This window comes from Sphingobacterium sp. HJSM2_6, assembly GCF_049316305.1.
Taxonomy (GTDB): domain Bacteria; phylum Bacteroidota; class Bacteroidia; order Sphingobacteriales; family Sphingobacteriaceae; genus Sphingobacterium.
Window position 1 is genome coordinate 43,129 of the sequence record NZ_JBMOXB010000004.1, and the last position, 11,503, is coordinate 54,631.

Genomic DNA, 11,503 nt, shown 5'->3' on the forward strand with positions numbered 1-11,503 from the left:
TGTTAATTACTTTTTCTACCATAAAGTGTGATCTCCGAAAGACAATTTGCATCCTCCAAGGTATAATTACCATTAAAACTTTTTACAGCCTCATAGCGGAACCATCGGGTCTTCTTGGTATAGGCAGGCTCATCTGGGTACATATACGCCATGTCTCCAGCCTCCCCCTTTTTCACAAATTCCAATTCACTTAACCCTAAGGGAACAACAATCTTATTTTGCGATACATATTCCCAGGTTTCAGACGCTTCATCCCAGATATACATATTGTAAACACCTACATTCTCATCACGATAATATTGGCCACGGGAAATGTTGGCTAATCCCCCTGAGTGACGCTGAACCGTGATGATTCGGCTCAATTCGTAATAATCGCCCAAATCAATGATAAAATTCCAAGGCATATTTCCATCAGCAGTTCTACCGGTTTTTCCACGGCTATTGGTGTGCATGAAATTCAAATTATCTCCTCGGTCAATGATATCATCGATTACGTACCGATTCCTTCCTTCCAAACCATTTCCAAAAGCCATCGGAATACCGCCTATGGAATCATTCGGATTAGGCAATACCCAACCTGCTTTGGGAATCTGAACATCTTCGTAAAGCGATATTTGACCTTTATCGATAGATTCTGTTATATTTCCATAAATATCTTCTACTCGAACTTTTACGGCTACTTTTTCCGATGGCGACAAAAACAAATCATTTACAAAACGACGATCTTTTTCCAAGTTGGAAGAAAATACAGATGTCAACGTTCTTGTTTCCCCATTTTGATTGAAGGTAAAATCAACATATACATTGATATTTTGTTTCAATTCATTCGTCCAATCTAAAAAGAAAGAACTAAATCCTGGTTTCACAAGCAATGAATTGGCCACCCTACTGAAGGCTGGCTCCATAGGTTTGACTTTCACATCTGTCGCTTCAGAACGATTTCCTGCCCGATCAACGGCAAATATCTGTACTGTATACTCATCTGTACTCGGTAGCCCATACACATCTAATGAATCCACAAAATAGGACGCAGAAAATGTAAATGTCTTTCCTTTCGGATTGGTATAAACGGCCTCCACATTCATTAAATCTTCATCATTAGGAAGATCATAGAAAAACCTTGCCCCACCAAATAAAGGCTTGTATTCCTTTAAGGTAATTTTGCCGGGAGCTTGGCCATCGTCACTATTGGGTTTAAATCGATCCCCCTCCTTACAGGAGCTGAATACAGTGATCGCCAATAGGATATATATAAATTTTAAATATGTTCCTTTCATAATTTTACAATTATTTCTATACAATAAATTACCAACCTGGATTTTGAATTAATTGACCATTTGTATTCATTTCATTTAAACTAATTGGCCATAAACAGTCCGTAATAGTAAATCTACGTTGTTGTTTAACTTCCAATACGAAGAATGATGTCGCATTTGTTCCCGTATGTGTCCATCCCCAAATCGGTGATGAAAATGCCGATGTTGCGCGTTTGTGTCTCCACATATCCCAAAAATGAATTCCTTCAAATGCAAATTCCACTCCTCTCTCTTGTAAAATGATATCTCTAAGCCCTTCTTTAGTCCGGTGTTTATTGACCGTTCTCGTTAAGGAAGCATCCGCCCAAATTGTTTCTACATCGGGTACCCCAGCACGCTCTCTTACTTTATTGATTTCATCATAAACCGCTTGAGTAGGTCCAGCGTATTCATTCATCGCTTCAGCTTTCATTAAATATAAATCAGCCATACGAACAATAGGGTATGGGAATTTGATGGTCCGTTGCCAAGCGCCAGATTGGGATTCAGGGTGTACAAATTTTTGTGTCCCAATACCTGTACTCAAGAAATCGGTTGTATGTTGAGACGAGTTATAGCCACCATGAGAATTTCCAAACATCATCGTATTTATACGTACGGCATGCGCTCGCCAATATCCTGCTGTTATTCCCAAGTTTGCATAAAAACGAGGCTCTCTATTCATGTACAATTTGATGGTTTCTGCTCCTGGCTGCATATATCCATTCCAATGGGTATAGGTAGGCTCTGCTTGACCAGGTGTACGAATTATTTCGTGGCGATTATTATAGTCATAAGACAAATCTTCTTCAATAGGCAATCCATTTTCCGTGTAATAGCGCTCTGCCATTTGATAAGTTGCTGCCATCCATTGCCATGAATATGCTGCGGTATTCACCACCCCGTCTCCATAACCTTCAGGAAGACGAATATTGGAAGAATGCGCTAACTCACCTTGATCGTAATAATTCAAGTTCGAATTTCCCCATACCAATTCCTTATTCCATGGATCCACAATGAGCATGCGTAAGTCGTATAATTTTTTCATGCGGTCAGGGTTCGCTGTAAATGCTGCACGATCGTAAATGAACGGCTCTTTTTCAAACTTATACAGACCCAGTCCATTGGCCTCACATAGCGCGATGGATTCATTTAAAGCATCTATGGCTTCTTTCCATTTTTCTTTATTCTCTTCCAATGGGAAAAATGGCTGTCCATCTTTATCCATAAAATCACCGAAATATTCCCGGTTTCCATTGAAAAATGGGCTTGCTCTAAAGAATAACACCCTCGCTTTAATCGCTTTAGCGGCAACCTGATCGATCTGCCCTAAATTATTTGAAGTCGCCCGTTCTGTTAAATCTGGAATAGACTCATTCATCAAGTTTAGGATATACGTAAAACACTCTTCCACCTTCGTTCTTGGCAAGAACAACTCTTCTTTGGTAGATTCAGGTGAAGCCGTTTTTTGAGGAATAACGATGGGGCCATATTGTTGTACCAATAAGAATGCAAAGTAGGCTTTCAAAAATTTAACTTGAGCTTTCCAATCCGCTTTCTCGCCTTCGGTCATATCTTTAACCCGATCAATATTCGCTAAAAACACATCCGCTTGACGGATCGCAATGTATAAAGGTTTTCCACCTTCAGATCCAGACCAAAACCCTAATTGTGGGCTAGTTTGGGATTGCAACCCGCGCATAATACGAATGGCACGTAAATTCGAATTCGTATTGTTTAAATCTAATCGACCGATCCATTCATCACCTAAAGTCCATGTAGAGACATGGGTTCGCTCATCATTAGGTAAATAACTATATACTTTAGCTAATGCATTGTATGCATCGATCTTTAAATTAAAAATATCCTCTAGCTTTAAGGTATTATCTGGAACTACATCCAGGTACTTCGTACAAGAACCCAAACATAACGTAGTTGCAAGTAAAATATATTTTAATAATTTCATTTTCTTGGTTCTTTAAATTAATACACTAATTGAATTCCGACATTAAACCGTTTATTTGGAGGATATCCTAAACCGTTTCTACCCATTTCTGGATCCCACAATTTAAAGGGTGAAGTGACAAACATGTTTTCTCCACTGAAGTAGATTCTACTTCCTTTATTCAAACCAAAACGCTTTAAATTTTTAGGACTAAATCCTAATTCCAAGGACTTCAACCGTAGGAATGATCCCTCTCTCATCCACCAAGATGATTGCTGAACATTGTTATTGATTGGATCTGTCGATAAACGTGGCCAAAATGCATGTACATTTGGATCTGTTTCACTCCAATAATCATCAGCAATCATGGATAATGCATTTCTACGATTAGCAAATGGGGCAATACCAAATGATCCTGTAGATAAATTAGACTCACTCGTCGCATTGATAAAGAAAGATACATTGCTATTTCCTTGTAAAAAGAAAGAAAAATCAAAGGCTTTGTAGCCTACAGACATACCAAAACCATATTGAATTTCTGGAACAGTAGGGAAGCCCATCGGTATACGGTCATTACTATTGATAAGACCATCACCATTAATATCCTTATACTTAATGTCTCCAGCCATGTATTCACCAAAATCTTGTCTTGGAGAGTTCAAAATCTCCGCTTCATCCACAAATAAACGCTCTGCTAATAAACCCCATTGTTGATTTAAATTATAACCACGGCGTTTCAAATACTGATCTGGGTAATCACGCTCATCCAATTCCAACAATTTATTGGTAGCAAACGTAAAGTTTGCCCGAGCTGATAACCACATATGTTCATTGAGGTTTTTCATATAGTCTAAGGATCCGTCGAATCCTTTCGAACTTGCTTTACCCACATTTCCACTTACGCTGGCTTCAAGACCTGCTGATGCGGGAAAGTTCTCCCTGTTCATATAGATTTTACTACGCACATCCTTGAAAAAATCTCCGACTAGTTTCAGCGATTCATTCATAAAGTTCATTTCAAATCCTAAATTCCATTTTTCCGATTGCTCCCACGTAATATCAGGATTCGCATATCGATTTACGGAATATCCATTATAGGAGTTCATAAAACTCGTACCCCAACGGTATAGCCCACCGCCCATGGAGATGTCGGACAAATAGAAGAAACGTGCTTCGCGACCTGCAATGGCATCATTTCCTACTAATCCCCAAGTACCTCTAAGCTTCAAGGAACTAATTGCTGGCTTCAATGGCTCGAAGAATTTTTCGTTCGACACCATCCAGCTTAACCCAATAGATGGGAAAAATCCATATCTTTTTTCACCAGTAAACTTCTCAGAACCGTTAAAACCGTAACTGGCTTCCATAAAATAACGATTGTCAAAGTCATAAGTTAAACGACCTGAATTACCCATGTTTTTTTCGGGTAGGGTTTCATAGATGTTTCCACTATTTCCCGCAGTTAATAGCTTCTCTTCCATCATGCCCACAGTCATCGCTCCCAAACTGTGCAATCCAAACTTCCGATTCCAGTTTAACCGAGCTTCAAAATAATAATGACCATTGGCATCTCTGCCTGGTAACACATTGCCTAAATAGGCTTGCCCTGATGTAGGGTTCAAAGGGTACAATTTATATTCCCCGGTAATTTGATTGTAATTTTCTAAATCATAATAAAATGGATTATAGGTTCTTCTACTTGAATACAAACTCCATGTGCTTACGGAGGCTCTACCTTGAATTTTTAAGCCTTCTGTTAGAAATCCTAAATCTTGCGATAGAGTTGCCTGTGCGACAATACTGCTCTCATTTCTATCCTCAAATCCACGAACCATTTCGGCATAAGGATTTGATTTTAAAGACCCTGTAACAAAGGTATTTCCAAACAAAACATGTTCTGTAAATTCATTGGCCGCATCAGGTTGATATACAGCAGGAAAATCAACCGGATTGCTATTCATCGTCATTCTGAAAATATTCGATGCCGATTCGTATGGCCCGGTATAGCGTTCAAATCGACCTTGAATACGGGTATCTAAGGTCGTCGTTTTCGTTAATTTGAAAATAACGTTGGAACGAATGAACAGCCGATTGATGTCAATATTATTGTTAAAATTGTTTCGATTATCCACTTTCAACAATCCTGTTTCTTTATCAAATCCGGTTGATACATAATAGGTCGCCACCTGCCCTCCTCCAGACAAATTTACATTCGCTTTGGTATTGGTCGTAGATGGATTAAATAAGGTGTTGTACCAATCTATATTGGGGAAAATCATAGGGTTTTCGCCATCTATCGTAGATTGGATCTTTTGTTGCGTGTAGTAGGATCCTAAGATTGGGTCCCTTGTCAATTGCGCTTGATTATATAATTGCATGTATTGTACACCACCAATCATATCAATCATTTTCGTTGGCATTGCGGTATTCACATCGATCCTCGCGTTCAATGCTACAGGACCTTCGCGACCAGCCTTGGTGGTCACCATGATAATACCGTTTGCTCCCCGAGCACCATACAATACCGTCGCCGATGCATCTTTCAAAATAGAAAAGCTTTCGATATCATCCGGCTGTAAACGAGCCAAGTTGTCGGTCGTGGCTTCAAATCCGTCAATCAAAATCAATGGAGAAGTTTGATAACCGAAAGTTGTAACCCCACGAATAAAAAACTGTGCGTTATCTGCACCAGGCTCTCCAGAAGTCTGATAGGAAATTACCCCTGGAATCTTTCCGGCAAATGATCCTGTTAAGTTCGACGCAGAAATCTTCAAATCTGATGCTTTGACCGTCGTAATTGCTCCGACAACACTCGTTTTCTTCTGCGTTCCGAATGCTACGACTGTTACTTCATCGATGTTGCTCCCGTCTTCATACATGAGCACATCCAGGATGTTTTTTGACCCTACGACTTGAGAGATAGGCTTATATCCAATCGCTGTAAATTGGATACTATCACCAAGGTTGGCTGATAATTGAAATTCACCATTTGCATTACTTGCTGTAATTGGAACTCTGTTTTTTAGTACGCTCACCCCTTCTATTGGCTCGCCATTAGCGGCGTTTTTCACCACTCCAGTAAGTTGCTTTTGAGCAATGGATAGAAAAGGGAACACTAAAAAAAGAAGCAAAATAAACAGCTTTTCTTTAGGTTTTTCCATAAGAGTTAGTTGTTAGGTTAAATAATAATTGTTATAAAAAGTTAAGTTGTATTAATTAAAGATATACATACTAATCAAATTTCCAACTAAAATATTTAACATAATTTAACATGTTTTAACAAATAAATTATCCAATTTTTATCCTATTATGTAATTATTAAGGAAACAATGAAATCTTCTAAGAAAAATTAATGAATAAATTTTAATAGTTCGAACAAACAAAAATTATTACTCAAAAACCTATACGTTAAAATTACATTTTCTAAAAAAATGAGAATAAATGGAAAATACGGATAACATAGGAATACAGCCTATTCCAGCGCGTCAAATATTAATTGAGCCGACAAAAAATTTTTATCTGTATAGCTGGGCCAAAATTAAATTGACGCAAATTGTAACAGGAAAACTTTGGGCAAAGCAAATTCCTGACAATACCAATTTAGTTTTCCAGAAGAAATAGGAAAATTAGAGTTTAGCAAAGAATTTTAGTTTACTTGTCATGATGAACATACACAAGCCAAATAAGGAGAATAGTGCAAAGGAATATTGTAAATTGAATAACTCAGCGACGTAACCAATTAAGGGAGGGCCTACCAGAAAACCCATAAATGATATGCTCGAAACCATGGCTATTGCCACACCTGCGGGGATACGTTCATGTCTGCCCGTTAAACTATATACCGTTGGAACATTACAAGCTACGCCTAAGCCTACCAGCATAAAGCTCACAATTCCGACATAGAAATTAGGAAATAATACCGATGCCATCATTCCGGTAAACATTAATAAACCACTTGCTTGTAAGGTTCGCTTTCGGCCAAATTTTTCGATAATCCAATCGCCAATAAAACGTCCTGAAGCCATCATAATCATGAAGGAAGTAAACCCAATCGTTATCCACTCCAAGGGTGCATGTATTACATCACTGAAATATACGCCACTCCAATCGAACATTGCACCTTCTGTGGCCATACTAAAGAAGCCAATGATTCCCAATTGAACAATAATACTATCCGGCTTAAACTTTTCCTTTTTCTCCTTCGCCTTGTTGGTCTTCGCATCTAATATCAAAAACCTTTTGTTAATGAGTATAAGGCCTATTAAGAGCACAAAAATAATGGCAAAGTGCATGATTGAGGATAATTGCAGGTTCAACGTCAATAAACCAATAAGTGATCCCGCAAATCCCCCTAAAGACCAGGCGCCATGAAAAGAGGACATAATGGATTTTCCGTATTGCTCTTCAACTAAAACCCCCTGGGTATTGATCGCAATATTGGAAATGTTACTTGCTATTCCATATACAAACAAGGCTCCACCCAGCCACCATGCATTGCTCGATAAGCCTATGAAAATTAATAAAATCGCATACGCCATCCCGGCTATAGGTAATACCAATTTACTCCCCAAACGATTAACAAGGGCAGCAGCTAAAGGCATAGTCAATAATTGACCTGCTGGAAGCATTAATAAAATAGTACCCAATTCTGCTTCAGATAAGCCTAAACCCGATTTTAAGATTGGAATTCGAGAAGCCCAAGTTGCAAAACATAGCCCTAAAGCAAAATAAAAAAAAGACACCGACAACCTTGCTTGTTTTAACTCCACGGGGATAACATTCATTTCAAGTGTCTTAGCGATTTTCATAGTGTTTTTTTGTACAAAAATAGGATAAAATAACTGCTAATTATATTAAGTTAGTGTAAATAATACACTTCTATGATTTTTCTTAATAGTAAGTAAAACTTCCTTTATCATGCATTTGTTACTAAAATATGTTGATTATAACTATTTCTTGCTTTACAATAAGCACAACATATTAAACCAATTGTTAAATTTGCGTTATCAAAAGAAAGAATCTTGACACCTGAAATTATGAATAAATCATTTTTGACCTTTGCTATTTCTATTTTAGGATATAGCGCTATGGCTCAAGTCCAGCCTACATTTCTATCCAATCCAACCTTAAGTCCTGATGCTAAAACTATTGTATTTAGCTATGAAGGGGATTTATGGCGCGTACCTAGTGCCGGAGGAACAGCTTTACGTATTACAGCGATGGACGGCAATGAAATTGCACCTCGTATCTCTCCAGATGGCAAATGGCTCGCTTTCTCCTCCAACCAAAATGGAAACATGGATGTCTATTTGACCCCTTTAGACGGAGGAGATATTAAACAAATCACGCACCATGAATCGGCTGACTTGGTAGAAAGTTGGAGTTGGGACAGCCAACAAATCTATTTTACTTCAGGAAAAGAAAATAGCATGAGTAGTTATAAAGTCAGTAGAAATGGGGGTACTGCAGCTCGCATCATCCCACATTATTTCAACTATATTCACAATATGGTCGAAACCCCACAAGGAGAACTCCTGTTTACAGACAGTTGGGAAAGTTTTTCTTCTGCCAATAGAAAACGATATAAAGGAGCATTCAATCCAGATATTAAAGGCTACAATCCGAAAACCAACAGCTTTAAAGAATATACCAGCTACGAAGGGAAAGACCTTTGGCCTACTGTAGACCGTAAGGGTACAATTTATTTTGCTTCCGATGAGGATAACGATGAATACAACCTGTACACATTAACTAATGGCAAGAAAAATGTCCTTACAAAATTCAAAGAATCCATTCGTTCACCTCAGGTTGCGGCCGATGGGCAAGCTATCATTTTTGAAAAAGGGTATCAACTATTCGTTTATGATGTCGCTAGTAAAAAAGTTAACCAGCCACAAATTACAGTGAGCAGAAATCAAGTACTAGGAAAATCTAAGGAATTTGATGTTCGTGGATCCTTGTCCAATTATGATGTATCACCAGATGGCAAAAAACTAGCTTTTGTTTCACGTGGAGAATTATTTATCTCGGATATAGATGGCAAATTTGTCCGTCAAATGCCTTCTCAAGGGGAACGCATCACTGAGGTTAAATGGCTTAAAGACAATAAAACTATTTTATTTAATCAGACTAAGGAAGGCTACTTAAATTGGTTTACAAGACCGGCAGATGGTAAGGGCGAAGTGAAAGCCCTAACGAGCGATAAAAGAAACAACCGGGATATCGCCTTTAATAAAGACCGCAGCAAAGCGGTTTACTTAAGTGGTCGTGATGAAGTTCGTCTATTGGATTTAAATAGCCTGAAAAGCAATGTCATTGTTAAGGATGAATTGTGGGCCTTTCAGAATTCTTCTCCTTCATTCTCCAATGATGGTGAATATGTATTATTTACTGCCATTCGAAATTTTGAACAAGACATCTTTGTTCACCATATTGCCAATAATAAAACAACTAACTTAACCAATACCGGCGTTTCAGAAACATCCCCCGTATTTTCAGCAGACGGTAAATACATTTTCTTTGCGAGCAATCGAACAAAACCTTCCTATCCTACAGGAATGGGTGACGCTAAAATCTATCGGATGGCCCTAGAAAACTTTGATGAGCCATACCGCATGAGCAAGTTTGACGAACTTTTTGCTGATCCAACAAAGGATCAAGACAAAACCAAAACCACGAAAGATTCTACCAATAAAAAGACTGACGACAAGAATAAAAAACCGGCAAGTCCTGCCTCAACGCCCCCAGCAGAGAAAAAGGACCTTGTAACGATTGATCTGGAAGGTCTTTCGGACCGAATCGTACAAGTTAGTCCTCAAGCAGGATCTCAATACAATCCAAAAACCTTTACAAAAGGGGAAAAATCATTTGTATTCTTCCAATCCAACCATGAAGGAAACCCCGCGGTATATAGAATAGTGTATGAGCCATTCAGTCCAATAAAAACGGAGAAGGTTACTGATGGGGGTATAGGCTTATTCAGCGAAGTCAATGGAAACGTATATTTCTTAGCTGGAGGTACATTCGTTAAATATAATGTTGATTTCAATAGACTAGACCGCGTAGATATTGGGCACAAATTTAACCGCGACTTAGACCAAGAATTCAAGCAAATGTTTTATGAAACATGGGCGAATATAGAAGAGAATTTTTACGATGAAAAATTCCATGGTTTAGATTGGGAGGCAACAAAAATCAAGTATGCAACTTATCTTCCAGGAATCAATAACCGCAGTGATCTTCGTATACTATTAAATGACATGCTGGGTGAACTCAATTCTTCCCACTTAGGTTTTAGCAGTATGGGCGCTGAAGAATCTAAAAAATTCAGTGCAACTACCAATGAGCTTGGGGTAATCTATGAAGCCAATAATCCGTACAAAGTTGCTAGAATCGTTAAAAATAGTCCTGCATCTAAAAAAGGTGTTGATTTGCAGGTTGGGGATGAAATAACGGCTATCAATGGAAATGCCATCGACAAAAACACAGATCGTGATTATTACTTTACCAATCCTTCCCTAGCAAGCGAACTCCAACTTACAGTATTGAGGGGCGGAATAGAAAAACAAGTACACATCCGTCCTCTACCGAATTTTGTTTTCAAAGATTTGCTTTATAATGAGTGGATTAAAGGAAATAGAACTAAAGTGGATGAGTGGAGTAATAACAAGATAGCCTATTCGCACATGAAAAATATGGGTGGGGCTGAGTTGCAATCCTTCTTGCTGGATATGGCAGAACAAGAAAACAATAAGCAAGGAATCATTCTAGATTTACGGTATAATACAGGTGGAAATGTGCACGATGAAGTCCTTCGGTTCTTAGCGCAACGTCCGTATTTGCAATGGCAATATCGGGGAGGACAGAAATCACCACAAAGTAATTTTGCTCCCTCTGGTAAACCAATCGTGTTATTAGTGAATGAACAATCCTTAAGCGATGCCGAAATGACTGCCGCAGGTTTCAAAGAGCTTAAACTAGGCAAAATAATTGGTACTGAAACGTATCGTTGGATCATATTTACCTCTGGTAAAGGTTTGGTAGACGGATCCTTCTACAGACTTCCTTCTTGGGGATGTTATACATTAGATGGTAAAGATTTAGAGATGACTGGAGTTGCTCCTGATATTTCCATTAAAAACACTACTGCTGACCGTATCGCCGACAAAGATCCTCAACTCGAAAGAGCTGTACAGGAGATTCTAAAAGACCTAAAGTAACCCAAGTAATGCTGGTACGTCTGGAGGACTTTGCTTTATTAAGC

6 protein-coding genes are annotated in these 11,503 nt (G+C 38.5%); 2 read left to right on the forward strand and 4 right to left on the reverse strand.

Going from position 1 to position 11,503, the window contains the following annotated elements; all coding sequences use genetic code 11:
* Positions 1–2 precede the first annotated feature (2 nt).
* The 3 genes from ACFRAE_RS05035 to ACFRAE_RS05045 are packed head-to-tail and all read right to left on the reverse strand — an operon-like array spanning position 3 to position 6,401.
* Complete coding sequence (locus ACFRAE_RS05035; protein WP_422796035.1) at positions 3–1,277, reverse strand: DUF4959 domain-containing protein; 1,275 nt, start codon at positions 1,275–1,277, stop codon at positions 3–5.
* 28 nt (positions 1,278–1,305) lie between these two features.
* Positions 1,306–3,261, reverse strand: coding sequence for a RagB/SusD family nutrient uptake outer membrane protein (locus tag ACFRAE_RS05040; protein ID WP_422796036.1), 1,956 nt, complete (start codon positions 3,259–3,261; stop codon positions 1,306–1,308).
* Positions 3,262–3,278: 17 nt separating this feature from the next.
* Entirely contained in the window at positions 3,279–6,401 is a 3,123-nt protein-coding gene (locus tag ACFRAE_RS05045; protein WP_422796037.1) for a SusC/RagA family TonB-linked outer membrane protein, read from the reverse strand.
* A 280-nt stretch (positions 6,402–6,681) separates the two neighbouring features.
* Between ACFRAE_RS05045 and ACFRAE_RS05050 the strand changes: the two genes are divergently transcribed.
* Positions 6,682–6,861: a hypothetical protein gene (locus tag ACFRAE_RS05050; protein WP_422796038.1), complete on the forward strand. Its 180-nt coding sequence runs from the start codon at positions 6,682–6,684 to the stop codon at positions 6,859–6,861.
* A 5-nt stretch (positions 6,862–6,866) separates the two neighbouring features.
* Here the strand turns inward: ACFRAE_RS05050 and ACFRAE_RS05055 are convergent, their stop codons facing one another.
* Positions 6,867–8,048 (reverse strand): MFS transporter, encoded by a 1,182-nt coding sequence (locus ACFRAE_RS05055; RefSeq protein WP_422796039.1) that lies wholly within the window; start codon positions 8,046–8,048, stop codon positions 6,867–6,869.
* A gap of 228 nt (positions 8,049–8,276) precedes the next feature.
* On the opposite strand from ACFRAE_RS05055, the gene ACFRAE_RS05060 reads away from it, so the two are divergent.
* The gene (locus tag ACFRAE_RS05060) at positions 8,277–11,459 is read left to right on the forward strand and encodes a S41 family peptidase (RefSeq protein WP_422796040.1); all 3,183 of its coding nucleotides are present in this window, start codon (positions 8,277–8,279) and stop codon (positions 11,457–11,459) included.
* Positions 11,460–11,503: the final 44 nt, after the last annotated feature.